The sequence below is a fragment of the Neorhizobium sp. IRS_2294 genome (genome assembly GCF_050500145.1).
GTDB classification, from domain to species: domain Bacteria; phylum Pseudomonadota; class Alphaproteobacteria; order Rhizobiales; family Rhizobiaceae; genus Neorhizobium; species Neorhizobium soli.
This window is the reverse complement of record NZ_CP191439.1, coordinates 2,988,583-3,011,862: the sequence shown is the minus strand read 5'-3', so window position 1 is coordinate 3,011,862 and position 23,280 is coordinate 2,988,583. Positions and strand designations below refer to the sequence as shown.

Sequence of the window (23,280 nt, the reverse complement as noted above, 5' to 3'; positions counted from 1 at the left end):
CGATCACGGCACCTGCCGGATCAGTAGCTCGCTCGTCGGTCCGCGGAGGAGTTGCCGGCCTTGCGCACCAGGTTGGTGTAGACGGTGGCGTATTGCTGGGCGCTGCGCTCCCAGGAGAATTTCGCCTTCATCGCCTGGTTCTGCAGCCGGGCCCACATTTTCGGTTCCTGGTAGGCGTGCATGGCCCGGCGCAGCGCGAGACGCAGTCCGTCGGTCGTCACAGGGTGGAACTGGAAGCCGGTCGCAACCCGTGCCGACATCGCTGCATCATTGGCATCGATGATGGTTTCCGACAGCCCGCCGGTGCGCGAGACGACGGGCACGGTGCCGTAGCGAAGCGCGTAGAGTTGCGTCAGGCCGCACGGCTCGAACCGCGATGGCTGCACGATCGCGTCCGAACCGGCATGGATGAGATGCGCGGTCGGTTCGTCGTAGCCGATGTGGACGGCCATCTTGCCGGGATAGCGCGCAGCCGTATCCAGCAGCGCCTGTTCGATATCCTTGTCGCCCTGGCCGAACACGATGATACGACCGCCATTGTGGATGACCTCGTCCGCCGTATCGGCGAACATGTCGAAACCCTTCTGCCAGGTGAGGCGGCTGACGGCGGAAAAGATCGGTCCGTTGCCTTCAGGGTCGAGCCCGAACTTTTCCATCAATACGGTCTTGTTGTCGCGCTTGCGCTTCAGCGAGGAGACATCGTAATTGCGCGGAATATGCGGATCCGTTGCCGGGTCCCAGATGTCGAGGTCTGTGCCGTTGACGATGCCGCGCAACACGGTCACGCGCTCGTTCAGGACACCGTCAAGGCCCATGCCGAAACGCGGCGTGAGGATCTCCCGGGCATAGGTGGGGCTGACCGTGGTGATGGCGTCGGCGGTCAGAAGGCCGCCCTTCAGGTAGCTGATGCCCCCGAAATATTCGATCCCGTTGATTGAAAACAGCGAGCTGGGAAGGCCGATCGCGGGAAGGATGTCTGCGGAATACTGGCCCTGGAACGCGATATTGTGGATGGTGATCACGCTCGGAATGGCGCAGCCCATTTCGCGCATGTAGACCGACGTCATCGCCGATTGCCAGTCATGGGTATGAACGACATCGGGTACGAAACCCGGGAGAAGCCCACCGGCGATTTCCGCCGCAGCCTTCGACAGAGCTGCGAAGCGCCGCCAGTTGTCGTGGTGGTCGTTGCCATGCTCGTCGACATAAGGTCCGCCAAGCCGGTCATAGAGTTCCGGCGCGTCGAGCACGAACAGGTTCAGGCCTTCGATTTTCACATGCAGCAGCGACGCGCGGGTACCGAGCAGGTCGTCGAACAGAGCAAGCGGCGTCACGCCGGAGCTTATCTGGGCCATCACTTTCGGATAACCCGGAATGAGCGTTATGGTATCGATCCCGAGGGCAGCAAGCGCCTTCGGCAGGGATCCTGTCACATCGGCCAATCCGCCGGTCTTGACCAGCGGGAAGATTTCCGAGGTGACCGACAATACTTTCATCGCGAAATTTTCCCCACTGCGTCCCCCAAGGCTCCGCTGCGTGCTACGCCCGGGAACGGCGTCCGACGAGTGCGAACGGTCAGTACTCTGACTGGCAACCGGGTCATCAACTGATGCTATTTCGATGGGGCCATCCAAGGGGCCGTACGCGTCCATCATGCCAACTCCCACCCTTGTCCATGCCATTTCACATCAGTGCCGGAGGGGAGACCTGTGTCAGCGACCGCCGAAATGGGAAAACCAGTCAGAGAAATACACGAATACGCAAAAGCCATTGCCGTCTTTCAGATGTAATGATTACCCCGCGGCAGAGACTGCCGCGGCCCGTCATGTCCGCTCTTGTCTGCGTGACCCGGCTGGCGTCAAAGGCCAGCCCGGCCTATCGGGACCGCTTCTTGGCAGGCTGTTTGCCCGCGGGAACCGGGGCCGGAGAAACCGGCACGGACTTCTTTTCGCTTGAGGCCTCGGAGGCGAGCGCTTTTTTCGATTTTTCGGACCCCGCCGCCGCTGACTTGGCAGGCTTAGCTGCTTTGGCGGTGGAATCCTTGGCATTTGCGGTGGGCAGTTTCGGCGCGGATGCTGCAGGCTGTTCGTGGGCGGCCGGTGCCGACGCAGTCGGCTTCAACGTCGCAAACTCCAGTTTTGCGCGCTCCCAGTGCTCCGTATCTTTGCCTGAAGGATACCCCTCTTCCTCCCAGAGCGCATACGCGCGGTGCTTGATCCAGTCTTGTTCGGAATCAGCCATCTTTGTCTCCATTCACCCAAAAGCCGAAACGACCTTGTTGGGAATAAGTTCCATGGATTTCACGACAGAAATTCGATTGATTCAAATCGTGTTGGCACAAACAACCGACCGGACGGAACTATTCGAGGAGTTACGCGTTCGAGACCGCCGGGAGGAGACGCTGCAATGCAAAACTACTGCGATATTGTTCCAGACGCAACGGGCTGGGTCTATGTAATTGACGGGGTACATTCAACTTCGTACTTCCATACAGTGGAACTTGCCGTGGAGGCGGCGAAGGTCCAACTGCTGCGGCGTGGACGATTCCATGCCGGAGTTTTCCGCAGGCTTGGTGTGGATGGAAAGATGGCTCCGATCGAAATGCTGCCGAAATCCGGCATTCCGAAAGCCGCTTACCATAGCTGATTGACACCATTTTCTAGCTGCCACGTCATCCATACGTCTTCGCAATCCTGTGGGACTGCGGAGCGTTTTTGTTTTGGCGATAGTCCGGGCGCCGATGTCGCTGATCGCAACTCAATCCAAAAAAGTCCGGCATGTGCCGGACGTTTTCGTTTTTCTGGCGTCACGTTCGCGAAGAAACGCCCGATCTGGTGACCGGGCGTCTGTCGCTGTGGCGATCAGGCTGCCTTCTTGGCAGCGGCGTTGACGGTGGACTGTGCCAGTGCAGACAGCGCTTCGTCGGTCTTGCTTTCTTCGGCAAGCGTCTCGTCGAGAAGCTTTGCCACGTCCTTCAGGCCGAGTTCGGTCGCCCATGTGCGCAGCGTGCCGTAACGGCTGATCTCATAGTGTTCGACTGCCTGTGCAGCGGCCAGAAGGCCGGCGTCGAGAGCCGATGTGCCCTTGAATTCTTCGAGGATTTCCTCGCCTTCGGACAGGATGCCTTCGATCGCGTCGCAGGTCTTGCCCTGAGCGCGCTTGCCGATCAGTTCGAAAACCTGCTTCAGGCGTTCGATCTGGCCTTCGGTCTCTTCCTTATGGGTCTCGAAAGCGGCCTTCAGCTTCGGATCCTGGGCACCGCGGGCCATTTTCGGCAGCGCTTTCACGATCTGGCGCTCGGCGTAGTAGATGTCCTTCAGCGTTTCGTAGAACAGGTCTTCGAGGGTTTTGTCTTTAGCCATGGTGGATCTCCTTGAGAGTCGAATTCGCACCCAATGAACCAAAGCAGAAGCTGAAAGTTCCTCACATATTTGTGAAAAAGGTCGAGATGGGGCGACAGCTTGCGGTTGGTCCGCAGATCAGATGGTCGCGCATGCGCCGGCGGGCGCTCATCTCGAGGTCAGGCGGTCAGCTGCCTTTACCGTCGAGCTTTTCGGACAATTCCTTCTGAAGCTGCAGGGCAAGACCGAGCAGGCGATCGGGCACGTCTTCCTTCTCGATCTCCGCCAACAGAACGGAAACCTTGCGGTTGACGCTGCGTCCGAAACTCGCGTCTTTTTCTTCCACCGGCTTGCTCTGCTTCTTCATTCCGACCTCTGACGTCACCGCCACCGAAAACACCCTCTGCCGGACGCGTTCGCCCGCATTCCCTAAGCCCTTTAGAAACCTCTTATACCAATAAGATTAATTTCGGATATCCCGAAAAAGTCACAGCGAAGAACGAAAAAGGGCGACCTCCTATTCGGAGGCCGCCCACTTTGTTCCAATGGTCCGGGTCGGTATCAGTTCTTCGGCGGCTCCGGGGTGCCGGCCGGAATGGACGTTATTGTTGCGGCGACCGGATCGCTCGCCGGAAACGTATCTTCCAGGCCCTCGTCGAGCTGCTGTTCGAGGTCAGCGTCGCTGCCCTTTTCGCGCGCCGACTGCTCAGCCTTCTTGGCCTTCCACTCGTCGCTCTGTGCGCTGTTCTGGTCGTTGTCGTTGGTTTTGTCGGTAAAGCTCATGACATTCCCTCCTTGGTGTTGCCGATGATGCGGAAAAAACGGCTTGCTGCTTCAGTTTGTTCCGGCAGGCCGGCAAGAGCCCCATATTTTCAAGGTGATCTGCCGGCAATCTCCGGGTGGGGTTGAGAGGGCGGAACCAAAATGAAGGGGCACGCGTTTGCAGAAGTCAATCCGGCCGTCGAGACTTGGGAGAGGTAGGCAACGGTGTCTGAATCACAGTTGAATGGCGATCCTGCGCGGGCAGATATCGTGAAGCTTATACCGGCGCTTCGTGCCTTCGCGCGTACGTTCTGCCGCAATACGACGGATGCCGACGATCTCGTGCAGGAAACGCTGATGAAGGCGCTGGCCAACCTCGACAAGTTCGAGCGCGGCACGCGGCTGAAGTCCTGGCTCTTCACCATCATGCGCAACACGTTCTATACCCGATCCAAGATTTTAGGCCGCGAGGCTCCAGGGCTCGAAGAAAACGTGTCGGGCGATACGCCGATAGCTGCTTCGCAGGAAATGGCAATCAGGGCGAAGGAAGTTCGCGACGCTCTCGTAAAGCTGCCTCCCCATTACCGCGAGGTATTAACGCTGGTTGCAATCCTCGGCGAGAGCTACGAGGCAACGGCCGAAATCTGCGGCTGCGCTGTTGGAACGGTCAAGAGCCGTCTCAATCGCGCACGGCACCAGATCCTTCAGGAACTGGGGGAGGAAGCAAGATAACCCCGCTCGTCATCCAAACGCGGCTGCCCGAAGAGGCAGCCATCAATGCTCAGGAGCGCAAGGACATGAAGTTCGTACTGATCGCGACCGCGATCATGATAGCCACGGTCGCTCCGGTCTTCGCATTTATCTAGCCAGAAACGTCAAGGCGCCGAAGCGCCTACGCCGGATCCTCGTCGAGTTCGGGATAGTGGCGAAAGATACCGCTCTCGTTGAAAGCGATGCGGCGCTCCGATTTGAGATAGGCAGAGATCCTCGGCCTTTTCCCGACGGCGTCCCGAAGTCTGGCCACATTCGGATACCGGCTGTCCAGCGATGCCATCGCCCGCGGGAAAGCGTAGGTCAACCCTTCGGCGATATGGAAGAGCGACAGGTCCACATAGGTGATCGCGCCGCCGACAGCCCAGCCTTCGCCGGTCGGGTTTGATCCGATCACGCCGTCGAAATAACCGAGAAACTTTGGCACCCGCTGCGCAAGAAACGCCTTTGTGCGCGCCTTGGCCTCCGGCTTCTGATCCTCGTAATAGTCCCCGGTGCTGATCGGATGGTGGGTGTCGTGAACCTCGGCCACGAAGTCGGTGATCGTCAGCTGCAGACCCTGCGCAAAAACACGCAACCGTTCGTCATCGGGAGCAAGCCCGAGCTTCGGGCCGAGATAGTGCAGGATGTTGGCGACATGCGAGACGACGATCTCGCCGTCTCTCAGAAACGGCGGAGCGAATGGCAGGTCGGGATAGGCTTGGCTGCCCTTCAGGTAATTCATCATCTTTTCGGACCCGTCCGTGGTTCTCGCCACGTCGAGATAGTCCGCACCGGCGTCTTCCAGCGCCAGTCTGACGAATTCGCCGCGACCCTGCAGGCCGTCCCTGTAGTAGAGTTCATATGCCATGGCTGTGCTTGCAATCCCTGTTTGAGTGGGTCGCCGTCGATCGCTGCGGCGTTCTCTTTCCGAACGAGCAGAGCGCCCGTTTGTTCTCGCACTTCTGCACGGCTGGCATTCCGTATCGTATCTTGAACATCTCCGGAGAGCGCTAGATTACCACGCGACACCGGCTGAATGTCCGGCTTGCCACCTATAATGCCCGTCTTCAGTTCGGAACGGAAACCACCATGGCTCTCAAGATCACCGCCATCATCTTCACCCTGCTCGGGCTCGCTCTCGCCATCGGCGGCGGACAGCTCGTCATGCTGGGGGGTAGTGTTTATTATCTCATCTGCGGCCTTGCCTTTGTGCTGACCGCCATTCTGCTTTTCCTTAAGAAACGCGCGGCACTGCATGTCTATGCCGGTATTGTCATCGTTTCGCTCGTCTGGGCGCTTTGGGAAGTCGGTTTCGACTGGTGGCAGCTCGGCCCGCGCGGCGGTCTCATCATCGTCCTCGGCTTCTGGCTGCTGACACCGTGGATCCGCAAGCCGCTCGGCTTTCTCAGCCCATCCGGCATGCAATACAGCGCCAGTGCCGTACCGCTGGCCATCGCCTCGGTCATTGCCGTGGTCGTCGCCGTCGCCTCGATGTTCTTCGACCCCTACGACCAGAGCGGCGAGCTGCCGGACCAGTCGGTCGCAGCCGCCCCAAAGCTCGGTGGTGATGTGCCTGACGGCGAATGGCACCAGTATGGCCGCACGCCCTATGGCCAGCGCTATTCGCCGCTCGACCAGGTCAATGTGGACAACGTTGCCAACCTCACGGAAGTCTGGCGCTACCAGACCGGTGACGTGAAGCGGCCGGACGACGTGGGCGAGACGACCTATCAGGTCACGCCGCTCAAGGTCGGCAGCTCGCTTTATCTCTGCACGCCGCACAATCTCGCCATCGCGCTCGATGCGACGACCGGCAAGGAGAAGTGGCGCTACGACCCGAATTCCGGCATGAACCCGGACCGCCAGCACCAGACCTGCCGCGGCGTCAGTTATTACAAGGACCAGGCGGCCGCTGCCGGTTCCGCATGCGCCGAGCGCGTCTATCTTCCGACATCCGATGCCCGTTTGATCGCGCTTGATGCGGCCAACGGTCAGGTCTGCCCGGCCTTTGCGCAGAACGGCACGCTGCGTCTGGAAACCGGCATGCAGCACAATCCGGCCGGCTACTACTATTCCACATCGCCGCCTGCGATCGTCGGCAACAAGATCATCATCGGCGGCGCCGTCAACGACAACTACTCGACGCAGGAACAGTCCGGCGTCATCCGCGCCTTCGACGTCAACACCGGCGCACTGATCTGGAACTGGGATTCGGGCAATCCGAGCCAGACCCAGCCGATTGCCGAGGGCCAGACCTACACGACCAATTCGCCCAACAGCTGGTCGGTGTTCTCGGTCGATGAGGAACTCGGCCTCGTCTACATTCCGCTCGGCAACCAGGTGCCCGACCAGCTCGGCATGAACCGTTCGGAAAGCGTCGAGAAATACTCGTCCTCGATCGTCGCACTCGACATCAACACCGGTGCCGACCGTTGGGTCCGCCAGACGGTGCATCACGATCTCTGGGACATGGACGTGCCGGCCCAGCCGGTGCTGATCGACCTGTCGCGCCCGGATAATTCCGTGGTGCCGGCGCTGGTTGGCCCCACCAAGCAGGGCGACATCTACGTTCTCGACCGTCGCACCGGCGAGCCGATTTTCCCGATCACCGAAGAGCCTGCTCCGAAGGGTGCCATTCCGGAAGACTTTTCCGCACCGACCCAGCCCACCTCGGCCGTCTCCTTCAAGCCGGAGCCGCTGAAGGAAAGCGACATGTGGGGCGTTTCGATGCTCGACCAGATGGTGTGCCGCATCTGGTACCACCAGTATAACTACGAGGGTCGCTATACCCCGCCGTCGCTCAACGGTTCGATCATCTATCCCGGCAATTTCGGCACGTTCAACTGGGGCTCCGTCGCAGTCGATCCCGAACGCCAGGTGATGTTCGGCATGCCGACCTATCTCGCCTTTACCTCCAAGCTGGTTCCGCGTGCGGATATCCCGGCGAAGGGTCAGGACGAAAAGGGTTCGGAACAGGGTCTCAACCGCAATGATGGCGCTCCTTACGGCGTGTTGATGGGTCCGTTCCTCGGTCCGTTGAACATTCCTTGCCAGGCACCGCCATGGGGTTATGTCGCCGGCGTCGATCTTCGCACCGGCAAGACCGCCTACAAGCATCGCAACGGTACTGTCCACGACATGACCCCGCTGCCGCTGCCGTTCAAGGTCGGCGTTCCCGGCATCGGTGGCCCGATGATCACCAAGGGTGGCGTTGCCTTCCTCGGTGCCGCCGTCGACAACTACCTGCGTGCCTATGACCTGAAGAACGGCAAGACGCTGTGGGAAGCCCGGCTTCCGGCCGGCGGTCAGGCGACGCCGATGACCTACGCGGTCGAGGACGGACGCCAGTTCGTCGTCATGGTCGCCGGCGGCCACGGCTCGGTCGGCACCACACCTGGCGACTACGTCATCGCCTACGCGCTGCCGCGTTAAGCGGCGGTCGCTCAGGCGGCCTGCTCTCAGCCAACAAAAAAGCCCGGAAGCGTCTGCTTCCGGGCTTTTTGCATTGAAGGCTTTCGAACCCTCAGGTGAGATGGCTGCCGGCTTCGGCGGTGATGCTGTTGCGCACCTCGGTCACGCCTTCAACGCTGCGGACCACTTCCTCGGCGCGGGCGATCTCGCGGGCGTCGGCGACCCGGCCTGCGAGAGCAATGGAGGTTCCGGTGACGGTGACGGTCACTTCGCTTGCATCAATGCCGCCGGCCGAGGCAAGCGCGTCGGCGACCTTGCCTTCCAGCTGGGCGTAAGCCGGGAACTCGACTTCGATCTCCGGCGCGGTTTCGTTAAACTGCGGATGTTTGAATACCATGTGACGTTCTCCCTGATGTCGTCGCGTCCGGCAGGAGATGAGGGCGAAACGACCCTCGCGCGTCACCTGCGGATCATCAGGAAATACAACGCGGCGCACAGCCGTTGGTTCAGCTCGCGCTTCCGAGCATGGTGGCGATCACGTCCGCCAGCTGGTTCTGGGAGAACGGCTTCGGCAATCGCGGCAGTTGCAGGCGGTCGTCCTCGCCGGGCGGCAGTTCGGCATAGCCGGTGGCCAGCACCACCGGCAGGCCCGGCCACTGGCGGTTGATCTCCGACGCGAGTTCGCTTCCGGTCATTCCCGGCATGGAATGGTCCGTGACGACGAGATCGATCGTATCCGTGCGGGCTAGCGCATCCAGCGCTTCGCGGCCGTTATGGGCTTCGATCACCGTGTGGCCGAGATCCTCCAGCATCAGAGATGTGTTCATCAGCACCAGGGCGTCGTCGTCGACGGCGAGCACCGTCAGCCTCTCCTTTGGTCGCGCCGCAGAGAGATCCAAGGCGGGCTTCTTCTCCTCCGGGCAGTCTTCAAGACGGGCAACGGGCAGAAACAGGGAAACCGTGGTCCCCTTGCCCTCTTCGCTGTCGATCGAAAGCCGGCCGCCCGACTGCTCGGTCAGACCCTGCACCATCGGAAGGCCGAGCCCCGTTCCCTTGCCGACGCCCTTGGTGGTGAAGAATGGTGTGGTGGCGCGGGCAAGCGTTTCCGGATCCATGCCTTCGCCCGTATCGGAAACGCTGATCTTGACGTAGTGACCCGGCTGGAGCTTGTCATCGCCTTGCGCGAAGTGCACATCAATGGCGGTGATCGTCACGGTTCCGCCTGTTATCATCGCGTCACGGGCATTGACGACGAGGTTCAGAAGCGCGCTCTCGAGCTGCACCGCGTCACTTAGAACCGGGGGCAGGCTGTCGGGAATGTCGGTTCTGATTGTGAGGTCCGATCTCAGCGAACGCTCGAAGAAATTCATCATGCCATCGATCAGACCGGCGACACCGATCGGGGCCATGTGGAGTTCCTGCCGCCTCGAAAAGGCCAGCATGCGCTGCGTCAACGCTGCACCGCGCTCGGCGCCCTGAATGGCGTTTTGCAGAAGCGGCATTAGCGACGGGTCGTCCGGCAATCTCTTCTTGAGGATTTCGAGGCTTCCCAGCACCGCCATCAGCAGGTTGTTGAAGTCATGGGCGATGCCGCCAGTCAGTTGGCCGATCGCTTCCAGTTTCTGCGCCTGGAACAGATCCTCACGGGCGACGGTCAGCGCCTTCTGCGCCTCGACCCTTTCCGTGATGTCGCGGGTGATCTTGGCGAACCCTTTCAGCTCTCCGGTCTCGTCGCGGATCGCGTCAATGATCACATGCGCCCAGAAACGGGTGCCGTCCTTGCGGTGGCGCCAACCCTCGCCCTCGAAGCGGCCGTCCCGCAGGGCCGTTGCAAGATTTTTTGTCGGTTCGCCGGCGGCGCGGTCGTCCACCGTGTAGAAGGTCGAAAAATGCTCGCCGACGATCTCCTCGGCGCGGTAGCCCTTGATGCGTTCGGCACCGTGGTTCCAGTTGCTGACATTGCCCTTGCCATCGAGCATGTAGAGCGCGTAGTCGCTGACCCCTTGCACCAGGACTTCGAACTGCCGCTCGCTGCGTTTCAGGTCTGCTTCGGCATTCCTGCGCTCGGTGAGATCGCGGGTGACCTTGGCAAAGCCGAGGAGCTGGCCATCGCCGTCGCGGATAGGATCGATGATGACATGCGCCCAGAAACGGCTGCCGTCCTTGCGAACCCTCCAGCCTTCGTTCTCGAACCGGCCTTCCGCCGCGGCAATCCTCAGTGCGCGTTCCGGCAGATGGTCAAGCCGATCTTCTTCCGTATAGAATCTGGAGAAATGCTGGCCGAGGATTTCGGATTCCTCGAACCCCTTGAAGCGCCGGGCGCCCGGATTCCAGCTGGCGATGTGGCCTTTCGGATCCAGCATGTAGATCGCGTAATCCGTGATGGAATCAATCAGAAGCCGATACCGCTCCTCGTTAAACGGGGATACCTGATGGCCTTCCTGCACGGTCTTCAACTTTCCCACCGCCCAAACTCAATATGCGATGTACCCCGAGCTTACGTCTCGAGGCGCCAGTGGGTCCACCATGCCTTGCATTGCAGAAAAATACGAGTGCCTTGACACAATGAGGTTAAAGATGAATAGTGACGAAAAATGAAATTCGTCAGTCGTTAATTGAAAGCCATTCCGTTATGGACGTTCCCGTCAGCACTCCCGAGGATACACGCCAGGAAAACGTGGTCCGCATCCTCGAAGCGGCCGAGCGACTGTTCAAGCATTACGGTTACGCCAAGACGACAGTGGCCGACATCGCCAAGGATCTCGGCATGTCGCCGGCCAATATCTACCGGTTCTTCGGGTCGAAATCCGAGATCCACAAGGCGCTTGCCAACCGCATGCTCGAGGCGAGCCGAGCCGTTGCCTGGGAGAATGCCAAACGCGCCGTCAGCGCCAGTGAACGGTTGCGCGACCATTTTCTTCAGCAGCACCGCATCACGGTCGAGACGCTGCTGCACGAAAACAAGGTCCACGAGATGGTTGTCGTGGCGATCGAGGAACAGTGGTCGGTGATCGAAGACCATATCATGCAGCTTCGAGCGATCGTCGCAGGTCTCGTCGAGGAGGGGATTGCAATGGGAGAGTTCCGCGCACAGGACGCTGAGCTTGCCGCAGAATGCCTCTGTGATTGCACGGTTACGCTGTGTCACCCGCAGATCATTGCCGAATGTCTGTTTGAAACCCGGCGCGCCACGCCGGCCGATGTCGTCGATTTCGCCCTCAGGGCGCTGAAATAAGAACCTGCGCTTGTCGCGCTCACCGTAACCCGCCTTATGGAGTGGGATCATGTCTTTCCGAGGAAAGTCCTTCGTCGCAGCCCGTCAATTTTCTTCCGCCTTGAAAGGCGTTGCAGTCGCTGCGGCGCTTCTTTCGCTCGCGGCATGTTCCGAAGAGAAAAAGGCCGAGGCGCCGGAGATCGTGCGGCCGGTCAAGGTGACGCAGATCGGTGCGCCGGATGAGGGCCGCAAGCTCGTCTATTCCGGTTCCGTGCGTGCCCGCACCGAAATGAATCTCGGCTTCAGGGTCGCGGGCAAGATCACCGAGCGGCTTGTGGATGTAGGCGACCGCGTCACGCCGGGCGAAGTGCTCGCTCGGATCGATTCCACCGATTACAAGCTTGATCTCGGCAGCGCCGAAGCCGATCTCGCATCGGCCACCAAGCAGGTCGAGATCTCCGGTCTTGCGCTTCGCCGCGCGGAAACGCTTGCGGCCAAGGACGTCACGTCGAAATCGCAGCTGGAACAGGCACAGCTCAGCAGCGAGCAGGCCCTGGCACAGCGGGATTCAGCGCAGTCTGCGCTCGAAAAGGCCCGCAATCAGGTTGCCTATTCCGAACTCAAATCCGACCGCGACGGTATCGTCACGGCCGTCAGCGCCGATCGCGGCCAGGTGGTGAGCACCGGCACCTCCGTCGTCACCGTCGCTGTGGATGGCGAGAAGGAAGTCCAGATCGCGGTTCCGGAAATGGATGTCTCGCATTTCAAGCCGGGCGACGGGGTCAAGGCGCGGATCTGGTCGTCTGCCGATCTCGTGATCGACGGCAAGGTGCGTGAAGTCGCGCAGAGCGCCGATGCCCAGTCGCGCACGTTCGCGGTGCGGGTGAGCCTTCCCGCCGACCCGAAGATCCTGCTCGGCATGACCGCATCGATCGAGACTTTCGCCGGAAACGCGGTCAAGGCCTTTGCCATTCCGCTTGCAGCGCTTTCCAAGAAGGGTGACCAGCCGATCGTCTGGGTGGTCGATCGCGGCAAGGGAATTGTCGCGTCGCGTCCGGTCAAGGTGGCGGATTTTTCCGATGACGGCGTGCGCATTTCGGAAGGCCTTGCCGAAGGCGATCTCATCGTCTCGGCCGGCACCCAGTTCATGAAGGACGATATGAAGGTGAAGCTGCCGGAAACGGTCGCGACACGCTTCGGCTCGGTGTCGAGCCAGTCCACCGCTTCCGTCCAGCCCTGATATTTCCGGTTAGAGGATCAAGATCATGAGTTCCGATCATCAGGCCAATCCGCTGGAAAAGCAGAAGGAAAAGGGCAGTTTCAACCTGTCCCGCTGGGCCATCGGCCATCCCAGCATCGCGCGTTTTCTGTTCGGTCTCATCATCGTCATGGGTGCGCTTGGCATCATGAACATGGGCCAGAAGGAAGATCCGGACTTTACCTTCCGCGTCATGGTCGTGCAGGCCCAGTGGCCGGGTGCCTCGATCGAGGACATGCAGAACCAGGTGGTCAACAAGATCGAGCGCAAGCTGCAGGAAACCCCGCATCTCGACTGGGTCAAATCCTACACCCGCGCCGGCATCTCGATCACCACGATCCAGGTGAAGGGCGACACGAATGCGCAGGACGTTGCAGATGCCTTCTACCAGGTGCGCAAGAAGATCGGCGACATTCGCCAGGATCTCCCGTCCGGTATCTACGGGCCCTATTTCAACGACGAGTTCGGCGATACCTATATCACCCTCAACGCCATTACCGGCGAGGGCTACAGCTATCCGGAGCTGAAGCAATACGCCATCCAGGCCCGCGACATGCTGCTGGCCACGCCCGGCGTCGAAAAGGCAACGATCCTCGGCGACCAGCCGCAGAAGATCTTCATCGACGTGTCGTCGCAGGCACTTGCCGAGCGCGGCCTCACCGTCAATGACATCAGCACCGCGCTGGCCGGCCAGAACGATGTCGATGCGTCCGGCTCGGTGGAAACCGCGGACCGCTCGGTGCGGATCTCGGTCGAGGGTGGGGTGACAACGCCAGATGATATCAAGGCGCTGCGGCTGCGCGCCGGCGACCAGGTCTTCCGTCTTGGCGATATCGCCACGGTGAAGGAAGGTCTCGAGGACCCGTATCAGCGCAAGTTCCGCTTCAACGGCCATGACAGCGTGCAGCTCGGCGTGGTGATGGCGAACGGCTACAAAGTGACCGACGTCGGTCATGCGGTGGAGGAAACCTACAAGCGCTTCGAGGAGACGCTGCCGGTCGGCGTCCAGGTAGAGCAGATCTCCAACCAGCCTGAGGTCGTCACCGAAGCCGTCGGCGAGTTCACGCAGGCGCTTCTCGAAGCGCTGGTCATCGTGCTGGTCGTGTCGCTGATCTCGATCGGCTGGCGCTCGGGCATCGTGATTGCGATCGCCATTCCGCTGGTTCTGTCGGCAACGCTTGCCATCATGTTCTATCTCGGCATCGAGCTGCAGCGTATCTCGCTCGGCGCGCTGATCATCGCGCTTGGACTGCTCGTCGACGATGCGATGATCGTCGTCGAGTTGATGGAAAGAAAGCTGGAGGAGGGGTTCGAGCGGCTCGATGCGGCAAGCTTTGCCTATTCCTCCACCGCCTTCCCGATGCTGACCGGGACGCTGATCACCACCGCCGGCTTTATCCCCGTCGGCTTCGCGGATTCGACCGCCGGCGAATACGTACGGTCGCTGTTCTACGTCGTCGGCATCGCGCTCGTCGTATCCTGGTTCGTGGCCGTCTATTTCACCCCGTGGCTCGGCTACATGATCCTCAAGCAGCGCAGCCATGCGGGCAGCGGCGATCATCACGATGCCTATGACACCCGTATGTATCGCGGCGTGCGCCATGCGGTTGGCTGGTCCGTGCGCCACAAGGCGATCGTGCTCATCGCCACGCTCGGCGCGTTTGCAGCCAGCCTCTGGTCATTCCAGTTCATTCCGCAGAGCTTCTTCCCGCAGTCGTCGCGACCAGAAATTCTGGTCGACATGTGGCTGCCGGAGGGCACCGCGATCAAGGAAGTGGAACGTCAGGCCAAGGCGCTCGAAGACCGGATCCTCGACGACCCCGACAAGAGCTTTGTCGCCACCTATATCGGCGAGGGCGCGCCGCGGTTCTTCCTGCCGCTCGACCAGCAGCTGCGCAACCCGAACTACGCCCAGCTCCTGATCATGTCGAACGGTCTCGAAGAACGCGAGCGGATGATCGTCAAGCTGCGCAAGATTCTCGCCGAAGAATTCCCGACGGTGCGCGGCAAGGTCGACCGTCTCTTCCTCGGCCCGCCCACGGGCTGGGCCGTGCAGATGCGCGTCGTTGGCCCGGACAAGGCGGAAGTCCGCCGCATCGCCGACCAGGTCAAGGCACGTTACGAAAGCCAACCGGATTTCGGCGCCATTCACGACGACTGGATGGAGCCGGTCGCGGGCATGAAGCTCGTCATCGATCAGGACCGCGCGCGTGCGCTCGGCGTCTCGTCGCAGCGGGTTCGGCAGATGCTGCAGGCGGCAACGTCGGGCGCTCCGATCAGCGATTTCCGCGATGGCGAGGAGACCGTTTCGATCGTGGTGCGCGAGCCGGATGCCACCCGCAACCTGCTGGCCGCCGTCCAGTCGGTCTATATTCCGACAGATCTCGGCACTTTTGTGCCAGCTTCGCAGGTGGCCCGTGTCGAGCCTGTCCTCGAACAGGGTATCGAGTGGCGTCGCGACCGTCTGCCGACGATTACCGTCAAGGCGACCCTGCCTGACGGCGTCGAGCCGACGCAGGCCTCGGTGAACCTCTATAACTCGATGGCCGACCTGCGCGCGGCCCTGCCGGCCGGCTATTCCGTGGACATCCAGGGCGGCGCCGAAGATGCGGCCGAAAGCCAGGCCTCGATCGCGGCAAAGGCCCCGATCATGCTGCTTGTCATCATGCTGCTCTTGATGATGCAGCTCAAGCATTTCGGCAAGGCGATGCTGGTTCTGTCGACCGGTCCGCTCGGCATCATCGGTGCTGCGATGGCGCTTCTGATCACCGGTGCACCGTTCGGCTTCGTCGCCATCCTCGGTGTCATCGCGCTGCTCGGCATCATCATCCGCAACTCGATCATCCTGATCGACCAGATCGACCAGGATATCGCGGCGGGCATGCATCGCCAGGAAGCGATCGTAGGTGCCGCCGTCAGGCGTTTCCGGCCGATCATGCTGACCGCGCTCACGGCGGTGCTGGCACTGATCCCGATCTCGCGCGGCCTGTTCTGGGGACCGCTCGCCTATGCCATGATGGGCGGCATCCTCGTCGCTACCGTCCTCACCATCATCGTGTTGCCTGCCGGCTACTCCCTCTTCTTCGGCCGCGAGCCGAAGGCGAAGAAAGACGACAAGTCCGAGACGCCCGCCAACCAGGGCGAGCTGTTCGAGGACAAGCATGATATGCCGATGGCGGCGGAGTGAGGGGCCTTCCCGGTGGGACAGCGCCATAATCTCCCTCATCCCTGTGCTTGTCACAGGGATCCAGCTGCCCCAAGTCCTTGGGGCTGCAAACCCTCTTTCGCCACGCAGATGCGTGTCGGCTGGATTCCTGTGACAAGCACAGGAATGAGGGTGGGTGGGGTAGAGGATGGAGGACACAATGGCCAATCCAGTGCAACCTGCAACTGAAGCCGAGGTGCTGTTCAGTCGCCGCGGGTCTGCCGCGGTGATCTCGCTCAACCGGCCGAGGGCGCTGAACAGTCTCAACCTTTCCATGGTGCGGGCGCTGGACGACATACTCGATCGCTGTGCTGCCGATACCGATATTTCCTGCGTGATCATCAGGGGCGAGGGCGAGCGTGGCCTGTGTGCTGGTGGCGATATCCGGGCCATTCATCAGGCAGGGCGGGCGTCCGACCCCGAGGTGACGCGGTTCTGGCGGGAGGAGATGCCGTTTAATTATCGCATCTCGCGCTATGAGAAGCCCTATGTGGCGCTGATGGACGGGATTGTGATGGGCGGCGGTGTCGGCATTTCGGCGCATGGGAGCCACCGCATCGTTACCGAGCGCACGAAACTCGCCATGCCTGAAACCGGGATCGGCTATGTGCCAGATGTGGGCGCGACGTGGCTTTTGCCCCGGGCGCCCGGCGAGGCGGGAACCTGGATGGGGCTGACCGGTGACGTGGTTGACGGTGCCGATGCGATCCATGCCGGGTTGGCGGATTCGTTCGTGCCATCAGAGAAGTTGGATGATCTCGTCGCCGCAATTGGACAGCTTCCCGGAGGCTCAGAGGCTGAGGCAGTGCAGGCCGTGATCGATGCTTTTGCCGTGTCTGGCGAAGGTGGCACGCTTGCGCAGAACCGTGACGTAATCGACCGAACCTTCGCCCATGATACGGTCGAGGAGATCCTTGCAGCGCTCAGCCGGGAGACAGGCGAGTTCGCCGCCCGAACCCTCGAGACTCTGTCGAAACGCTCGCCGACCAGCCTCAAGCTGACGCTGAAACTTCTGCGTCTCGGCCGTGACAGTTCAAGCCTCGTCGAATGCCTGGAGCGGGAATTTACCGCCGCTTGCGAACTGCTGAAACACCATGATTTCTACGAGGGCGTGCGGGCCGCCGTGATCGACAAGGACCGCAACCCGCGCTGGCAACCGGCAAGCCTTGCCGAGGTGACAGAAGCCGATCTTGCTCCCTACCTTGCGGCGGGCCACCCGGTCCTGTTTGCCGATCATCGGATGTAGCAGCAAAACCATCCACACCGGCGAAACCGGCGTGGTTGAAACGGGAATGGGGCAGGCAGCGGTATCGTGGGTATGAGGGAGATGATGATCTGCCTGCCCCGATCGAGTTTCCTGCGATATTTTCGGGAGATGTCAGTTCCCGAGAGACCGCATGTCGTTCGACCATCACCGGAAACCGAGCTTCGTCCTCAGAAGCGCTGAACCGTCGGGGACCGGTTCGCGAAAACGGTTTCCCATCCGATGACGACGCCATTATCGCGTGGCTTTCAGGCGTGAGGATGAAAAAGGCTACGACGAATTTTTCTTCGCTTGTCTTTCAGGGGCTTAACAAAAACATGCTGCCCGTTTCGTCCTCACGGCCCAAAACGGCCGTATCCTCTTTGCCCCGGATCGGGGCGATCCACTGCGCTTTGGCGCCTTCCGGCAAAACCATCGCCGAATGCTGCGATAAATGGATGAAATTTCTCCGTGTATCACCTGCAGGAGAGGGCAGTTCCTCGCGGTCTACCGATACTCCCGGTAGTGTCGCCTCAACTTCCCATTCCGGAGACACTGATGAACCGCCTTCTTATTCTCGGCACGGCACTTGCCGCCCTCTTCGTGCAGCCGGCGTTTGCGCAGGAGCAGAAACTGCTCAACGCTTCCTATGACGTCGCCCGCGAGCTGTTTGTGGCCGAGAACGAGGCCTTCGTGAAGGCGCATCCCGGCGTCACGATCGATCAGTCGCATGCGGGTACGTCCAAGCAGGCACGCTCGATCGTCGAGGGTCTCGAGGCTGACGTCGTCACCTTCAACCAGTCGACCGACGTCGATTTCCTGGCAAAGCAGGGTTTTGTTGCCGCGGACTGGAACAAGGCGTTCCCGAACAACGCCTCGCCCTTCTATTCCTTCCCGGCCTTCCTGGTGCGCGCCGGCAATCCAAAAAATATCAAGGACTGGGGTGATCTCGCCCGTGACGACGTCCACGCGATCTTCCCGAATCCGAAAACATCCGGCAACGCCCGCTACACCTATCTCGCGGCAACAGCCTGGGCGAAGGAAGAGTTCAAGGACGACCAGGAGAAGATCGAAGCCTATATCACCAAGATCTTCGACAACGTTCCGGTGTTTGATACCGGTGGCCGCGCCGCCACGACGACCTTCGTCGAACGCGGCCAGGGCGACGTGCTGATCACCTTTGAGGCCGAAACCCGCGGCATCGAAAAGCAGTTCGGCAAGGACAAGGTCGAAAACGTCATTCCGTCGGTCTCGCTGCTTGCCGAATTCCCGGTCGCAGTCGTCGACAAGGTCGCCAAGAAGCATGGCACGGAAGCGCTGGCAAAGACCTATCTGGAATTCCTCTACACCGAGGAAGGCCAGAAGATCGCCGCCGAATTCGGCCACCGCGTCCATAACGAAAAGGTCGCGGCCGAGTTCAAGAGCCAGTTCCCCGAAATCCGCCTCTTCAAGGTCGACGATGTGTTCGGCGGCTGGGCCAAGATCCAATCCGAACACTTCGCCTCCGGCGGCACGCTCGACAAGCTCTACGGCAGCCGCTGATTGGACTGGGGTTGATTGGCTGAGGTGAGTTGTCTCTCAAGGATTGCTACCCATTCACCCTCATTCCTGTGCTTGTCACAGGAATCCAGCCAGCCTAAGTCCTTAGGCTGAAAAAACCCTTCAACCCGGCACGCGTCGGGTCCTGTGGCCGCCACAAGAATGGGGGACGCTAAAGAACTGCGAAACCAGACCGGTGGATATTCGTCCGCCGGTTCTTGCTGTTGAAGACTTTGTTGCAGTTGAAAACGAGGAACTGATCATTTGAGACGACGCAATGTCCTGCCTGGCTTGCCGCTATCGCTGGGCGTGACCCTGTTTTATGTCGGCCTGATCGTCGTGCTGCCGCTGGCGGCGCTTGTCATCAAGGCCGCGAGCCTGGGGCCTGAAGACTATTGGCGGATCGTCTCCTCGTCGCGGGCGCTTGCCAGTTACCGGGTGACCGTGCTGTCGGCGCTTGGTGCCACCGTGTTCAACCTGTTTTTCGGGCTGTCACTTGCCTGGGTCATTACCCGCTACCGGTTTCCCGGCCGCCGCATCATCGATGCGATGGTCGATCTGCCGTTTGCGCTGCCAACGGCGGTTGCCGGCATTGCGCTAACGGCGCTGTTTGCCAACAATGGCTGGTTCGGTTCGGTGCTGGAAGGTTACGGCATCAAGGTCGCCTATACGCCGCTCGGCATCATGATCGCCATGTGTTTCACTTCGCTGCCGTTTATCGTGCGCACGGTGCAGCCGGTGCTGGAAGATCTTGATCCGGCGCTGGAAGAAGCGGCGCAATCGCTCGGCGGGTCCGACTGGACGATCTTTACCAAGGTCATCCTGCCGCTGCTGGCGCCGGCATTGCTGGCGGGCCTCTCGCTGTCGTTTGCCCGTTGCCTTGGCGAATTCGGGGCGATCATCTTCATCGCCGGCAACCAGCCGATGTCGACGGAAATCACAGCGCTGCTGATCTTTATCCGGCTCGAAGAATACGATTACCAGGCGGCCGCCGCCATTGCCTCGGTGCTGCTGCTCGCCGCCTTTACGATGCTGGCCGTTACCAACTGGCTGCAGTCGCGGGCGCTGCGTTACACGGTGAAGGGATAAGACCATGAGCGCCGTTTCCTCCCATCGCAAACCGCCGCGGGTCGGCGACAACACGGTGTTCCGCCGCACGCTGATCGGCATCGTGCTGGTGCTCGTCGCCTTCGTCATCGTCGCGCCGCTGATCATCATCGGCGTCGAGGCATTCTCGAAGGGCTGGGCGGTCTATCGCGATACGATCCTCCATCCGGATACCCGACACGCGATCATGCTCACGGTTGTGGCGGCGCTGATCGCCGTTCCCGTCAACACCGCCTTCGGCATCGCCGCCGCCTGGGCAATCACCAAGTTCGATTTCTGGGGGCGGCGGTTTCTGCTGGTGGTGATCGAGATCCCGTTTTCGGTCTCGCCCATCGTTGCCGGCGTCGCCTATCTGTTCGTCTATGGCCTGCAGGGCCTGTTCGGGCCTGTTCTCGATGCCTACGGGATCAAGATCCTGTTTGCGGTGCCGGGCATCATCATCGCCTCGATGTTCGTGACCGCACCCTTCGTTGCCCGCGAACTCATTCCGCTGATGCAGGCGCAGGGCCGCGATCTCGAGGAGGCCTCGACCTCGCTTGGCGCATCCGGCTTCCGCACCTTCTTTTCGGTGACGCTGCCGAATGTCAAATGGGCACTGCTTTACGGTGTCATTCTCTGCAATGCGCGCGTGATGGGCGAGTTCGGCGCCGTCTCGGTCGTGTCAGGCAATATCCGCGGCCAGACCAATACGCTGCCTTTGCATATCGAGCTGCTCTATCACGACTATCAGGCGGCGGGCGCCTTCGCGTCGGCTTCCATCCTGGCGTTGATCGCCGTCCTTACCATCATCGCCAAGGTCGCGCTCGAGCGCCAGGGTGCGGGCCGCGTCCGCAAAACCGCCAGTCCGGCAGAGAAAACAGCATGAAGATCCGTCTCGAAAACGTCGTCAAAACCTTCGACACCTTCCGTGCCGTGAAGGGCGTGTCGCTCGATATCGAAAGCGGCGAACTGGTGGCGCTGCTCGGCCCCTCCGGCTCCGGCAAGACGACCATTCTGCGCATGGTGGCCGGGCTCGAATATGCCGATGGCGGCGCCATCTATTTCGGCGATCAGGATGCGACCGACATTCCGGTGCGCGACCGCGGCGTCGGCTTCGTGTTCCAGCATTACGCGCTGTTCCCGCATATGACGGTGGCGCAGAACATCGCCTTCGGCATGAAGGTTTCCAAGGTGAAGCGCGACAAGGCGGCGATCGATGCCCGCGTCACGGACCTGCTGCGGCTGGTGCGGCTCGACGGTCTCGGCGACCGTTTTCCGGCCCAGATCTCCGGCGGTCAGCGGCAGCGCGTGGCGCTCGCACGGGCGCTCTCGGTCGATCCGAAGGTGCTGCTGCTCGACGAACCGTTCGGTGCGCTCGATGCGAATGTCCGGCACGACCTGCGCCGCTGGCTGCGCGAGATCCATTCCGAACTCGGCATCACCACGATCTTCGTCACCCACGATCAGGAAGAGGCGCTCGATCTCGCCGACCGGGTGGTGATCCTGAAGGACGGGCAGATCGTTCAGCAAGGCACGCCGCAGCAAGTCTGCCGCGATCCACAATCGGCCTTCGTGATGAAGTTCCTGGGCGATGCCAACGTGCTCTCAGCCCAGGTCCGCGACGGCCGCGCCCATGCCGGCGGCCTTTCGGTGGATGCACTGGGGATACCAGACGGCAAGGCCGAGCTCTACGCCCGCCCCGCAGATCTCGACTGGTCGGCGCAGGCACCCGGCATTGCCGCAACGATCTCCCGCGTCCTCGACCGCCCCGACAGCCGACGCGTGCTGGCGGTAACGGGAACCGGCGAACAGCTGGAATTCGACGTTGAACCGGAACGCCAGGTTTCAGCCGGTGAGGGCGGGTTTGTGACGCTGCGGCGGGCGAAGGTGTTTGCGGTTTAGGGGGTAACGTTTCCCATCCACACCCCTCATTCCTGTGCTCGTCACAGGAATCCAGTCACGCGAAGTCCTTCGCGTGAAAAGGCCCTCCCGTGCCGCAGACGCGACGCTGCTAGATTCCTGTGACGAGCACAGGTATGAGGGAAGTCAGACGTCTGCCATCGCAAGACGCGGTCATTGCGGATGATCACGACGCATCATCATCTGCCGGACGCATGACCGTCGTCAGTGAACGTGAAGCGTCAGTTTTCAAACGTTGAGATTGGCGACTTCTCTAATCCGCCATTTGCGGTCATCGCAGCGCTCCTGTCGCAAATCGGTGGTAGCGTCGACAAACTGCGTCTCTCTACGATTGCCGAGGACAGAATGAGTGCGACCTTCAAGGAGCTGAGTGACCGGATTGGTCACGTCGGGGACCTCTATGCCAGGGTGCATGCCATTGAACGGAGCGCCGACTGGTATCTTTTGAAGCTGACCGAGGAACTTGGCGAACTGACCGCTGAGCATCTCCTGATGGCCGGTCGGGCGAAGCCAAATGCTGATGGTTCAGGCGGCACTCGCGAAGCCCTGGAAAACGAAGCGGCCGACTTGTTCGGGCAGCTCATTTTGTATCTTCGCGCGAACGAAATCGACATCGAGGCTGCCATCGAGCGCAAATGGCTCAGGCATCTCGATCAGTATGTTGCTCTCGGCGCGGAAATTTAAGCGTTCTGGCGGCTACGACAGGTCGTGGAGGTCCTTGCCCAAGGCCGGCCCCAATTGCCACTCACTGAATCTTACCTCTAAGCCTGCTCTTTCGGGCGTACAGCACATCGGGCCAACGAAATAATGATCCGCTTTTTGGAATGGGCAAAGGCGGACGAGTGGCCAAGTCTTTCCATCGCCTGACGCCTGTATTCTCAGAACGCCGCTCTGGACGGTCACCCTTATCCAAAAATCTGATGGGTCGCCGTCGTATCGTCCCGTGGCCCAGTCTGAGGCTTCATCCGTCAGCACACTGCCGAGCAAGCCATAGCCGTCCGAGAACTCGATCCCGGTCTTGACCCAACGTCTTTCGTCAAGCCTGACCATGAGGCCAGCCTGGTCGTAAAGATGCTCAAAATGGGCCTGGACTCGAACCTGGGCGGTGAAGTCGCCGTCGGCCTGGAATGCGTAGAAGTGGCCGTTGTCGCGGACAAAGCCGTAATGGGTCTCTCGCCAGAAATCCGTGCTGGCGTCCGTCGTGACAGAGAGTGCGATATCCGAAGCATCTGAATTTGCGGGCTGATTTAGCCACCGTCCATTCTTAAGGCTCTGCAATAGTGGCTCCTATGACAACTGGCGGATTTGCTTTGCCGCATATTTCGTCGAGAGATTATTGCTAGAGCGCATGAACTGCCAACAAAAAAGGACTGACAGAAAAATTCTGCGTTGTGCCAAGAGCTGCCGAGAGAATGCGGAGCGAGAGCGCACGACGATAGCTCTTCCTTCAGCCGGCAGCAGAGCGCCTCGTGGTGGGATGTAAAAAGACAGGGCATTCTTCTCTCATTCGGGCCAAACTCAGCTCCGCGTCGTGACACCTATCGGGGT

General features: G+C 60.8%; 21 protein-coding genes. 12 read left to right on the top strand and 9 right to left on the bottom strand.

What is annotated here, in order from left to right; translation table 11 throughout:
* Window positions 1–20: 20 nt before the first annotated feature.
* Complete coding sequence (glgA, locus tag ACQY1K_RS14595; protein ID WP_430257694.1) at window positions 21–1,496, bottom strand: glycogen synthase GlgA; 1,476 nt, start codon at window positions 1,494–1,496, stop codon at window positions 21–23.
* Window positions 1,497–1,875: 379 nt separating this feature from the next.
* Complete coding sequence (locus ACQY1K_RS14590) at window positions 1,876–2,241, bottom strand: DUF2934 domain-containing protein (RefSeq protein ID WP_062461451.1); 366 nt, start codon at window positions 2,239–2,241, stop codon at window positions 1,876–1,878.
* A gap of 165 nt (window positions 2,242–2,406) precedes the next feature.
* Here ACQY1K_RS14590 and ACQY1K_RS14585 point away from each other — a divergent pair, with 165 nt between their 5' ends.
* Window positions 2,407–2,646, top strand: coding sequence for a hypothetical protein (locus tag ACQY1K_RS14585; RefSeq protein ID WP_139283771.1), 240 nt, complete (start codon window positions 2,407–2,409; stop codon window positions 2,644–2,646).
* A 215-nt stretch (window positions 2,647–2,861) separates the two neighbouring features.
* Here ACQY1K_RS14585 and ACQY1K_RS14580 read toward each other — a convergent pair whose 3' ends face one another.
* The 3 genes from ACQY1K_RS14580 to ACQY1K_RS14570 all read right to left on the bottom strand — a co-directional run bounded on the left by ACQY1K_RS14580 (window position 2,862) and on the right by ACQY1K_RS14570 (window position 4,124).
* The gene (locus tag ACQY1K_RS14580; RefSeq protein WP_062461448.1) at window positions 2,862–3,362 is read right to left on the bottom strand and encodes a ferritin-like domain-containing protein; all 501 of its coding nucleotides are present in this window, start codon (window positions 3,360–3,362) and stop codon (window positions 2,862–2,864) included.
* A 166-nt stretch (window positions 3,363–3,528) separates the two neighbouring features.
* On the bottom strand, window positions 3,529–3,708 hold the full coding sequence (locus tag ACQY1K_RS14575; RefSeq protein WP_062461446.1) for a hypothetical protein: 180 nt from the start codon (window positions 3,706–3,708) through the stop codon (window positions 3,529–3,531).
* Window positions 3,709–3,902: 194 nt separating this feature from the next.
* On the bottom strand, window positions 3,903–4,124 hold the full coding sequence (locus ACQY1K_RS14570) for a hypothetical protein (protein ID WP_062581961.1): 222 nt from the start codon (window positions 4,122–4,124) through the stop codon (window positions 3,903–3,905).
* 246 nt (window positions 4,125–4,370) lie between these two features.
* Here ACQY1K_RS14570 and ACQY1K_RS14565 point away from each other — a divergent pair, with 246 nt between their 5' ends.
* On the top strand, window positions 4,371–4,835 hold the full coding sequence (locus ACQY1K_RS14565) for a sigma-70 family RNA polymerase sigma factor (RefSeq protein ID WP_430251871.1): 465 nt from the start codon (window positions 4,371–4,373) through the stop codon (window positions 4,833–4,835).
* Between the two features lie 160 nt (window positions 4,836–4,995).
* Here ACQY1K_RS14565 and ACQY1K_RS14560 read toward each other — a convergent pair whose 3' ends face one another.
* Window positions 4,996–5,724: a glutathione S-transferase gene (locus ACQY1K_RS14560; RefSeq protein ID WP_430257693.1), complete on the bottom strand. Its 729-nt coding sequence runs from the start codon at window positions 5,722–5,724 to the stop codon at window positions 4,996–4,998.
* Between the two features lie 221 nt (window positions 5,725–5,945).
* On the opposite strand from ACQY1K_RS14560, the gene ACQY1K_RS14555 reads away from it, so the two are divergent.
* Entirely contained in the window at window positions 5,946–8,288 is a 2,343-nt protein-coding gene (locus tag ACQY1K_RS14555; protein ID WP_092659556.1) for a glucose/quinate/shikimate family membrane-bound PQQ-dependent dehydrogenase, read from the top strand.
* Window positions 8,289–8,379: 91 nt separating this feature from the next.
* Here ACQY1K_RS14555 and ACQY1K_RS14550 read toward each other — a convergent pair whose 3' ends face one another.
* Together ACQY1K_RS14550 and ACQY1K_RS14545 are read right to left on the bottom strand one after the other, a co-directional pair.
* Window positions 8,380–8,664 (bottom strand): BON domain-containing protein, encoded by a 285-nt coding sequence (locus ACQY1K_RS14550; RefSeq protein WP_062461431.1) that lies wholly within the window; start codon window positions 8,662–8,664, stop codon window positions 8,380–8,382.
* 109 nt (window positions 8,665–8,773) lie between these two features.
* Window positions 8,774–10,732: a PAS domain S-box protein gene (locus ACQY1K_RS14545; RefSeq protein ID WP_430257692.1), complete on the bottom strand. Its 1,959-nt coding sequence runs from the start codon at window positions 10,730–10,732 to the stop codon at window positions 8,774–8,776.
* 167 nt (window positions 10,733–10,899) lie between these two features.
* On the opposite strand from ACQY1K_RS14545, the gene ACQY1K_RS14540 reads away from it, so the two are divergent.
* The 9 genes from ACQY1K_RS14540 (at window position 10,900) to ACQY1K_RS14500 (ending at window position 22,416) form a co-directional block, all read left to right on the top strand.
* Entirely contained in the window at window positions 10,900–11,502 is a 603-nt protein-coding gene (locus ACQY1K_RS14540; RefSeq protein WP_113167110.1) for a TetR/AcrR family transcriptional regulator, read from the top strand.
* 49 nt (window positions 11,503–11,551) lie between these two features.
* Window positions 11,552–12,721 (top strand): efflux RND transporter periplasmic adaptor subunit, encoded by a 1,170-nt coding sequence (locus ACQY1K_RS14535; protein WP_430257691.1) that lies wholly within the window; start codon window positions 11,552–11,554, stop codon window positions 12,719–12,721.
* Window positions 12,722–12,746: 25 nt separating this feature from the next.
* A complete protein-coding gene (locus ACQY1K_RS14530; RefSeq protein WP_430257690.1) occupies window positions 12,747–15,926 on the top strand; it encodes an efflux RND transporter permease subunit in 3,180 nt (1,059 codons plus the stop codon).
* Window positions 15,927–16,104: 178 nt separating this feature from the next.
* Window positions 16,105–17,190, top strand: coding sequence for an enoyl-CoA hydratase/isomerase family protein (locus ACQY1K_RS14525; protein WP_430257689.1), 1,086 nt, complete (start codon window positions 16,105–16,107; stop codon window positions 17,188–17,190).
* Between the two features lie 555 nt (window positions 17,191–17,745).
* Window positions 17,746–18,729 carry a thiosulfate ABC transporter substrate-binding protein CysP gene (gene cysP, locus ACQY1K_RS14520; protein ID WP_430242198.1) on the top strand — a complete coding sequence of 328 codons (984 nt, stop codon included), beginning with the start codon at window positions 17,746–17,748 and terminating at the stop codon, window positions 18,727–18,729.
* Between the two features lie 261 nt (window positions 18,730–18,990).
* Entirely contained in the window at window positions 18,991–19,815 is an 825-nt protein-coding gene (gene cysT / locus ACQY1K_RS14515) for a sulfate ABC transporter permease subunit CysT (RefSeq protein WP_174197031.1), read from the top strand.
* Between the two features lie 4 nt (window positions 19,816–19,819).
* Window positions 19,820–20,698, top strand: coding sequence for a sulfate ABC transporter permease subunit CysW (cysW, locus tag ACQY1K_RS14510; protein WP_430257688.1), 879 nt, complete (start codon window positions 19,820–19,822; stop codon window positions 20,696–20,698).
* A complete protein-coding gene (locus tag ACQY1K_RS14505; RefSeq protein WP_430255055.1) occupies window positions 20,695–21,714 on the top strand; it encodes a sulfate/molybdate ABC transporter ATP-binding protein in 1,020 nt (339 codons plus the stop codon). Before cysW ends, ACQY1K_RS14505 begins: the two co-directional genes overlap by 4 nt.
* Window positions 21,715–21,939: 225 nt before the next feature.
* Complete coding sequence (locus ACQY1K_RS14500) at window positions 21,940–22,416, top strand: hypothetical protein (RefSeq protein ID WP_430257686.1); 477 nt, start codon at window positions 21,940–21,942, stop codon at window positions 22,414–22,416.
* A gap of 12 nt (window positions 22,417–22,428) precedes the next feature.
* On the opposite strand, the gene ACQY1K_RS14495 is transcribed toward ACQY1K_RS14500, so the two are convergent.
* On the bottom strand, window positions 22,429–23,010 hold the full coding sequence (locus ACQY1K_RS14495; RefSeq protein ID WP_430257685.1) for a DUF1349 domain-containing protein: 582 nt from the start codon (window positions 23,008–23,010) through the stop codon (window positions 22,429–22,431).
* Between the last annotated feature and the right edge of the window lie 270 nt (window positions 23,011–23,280).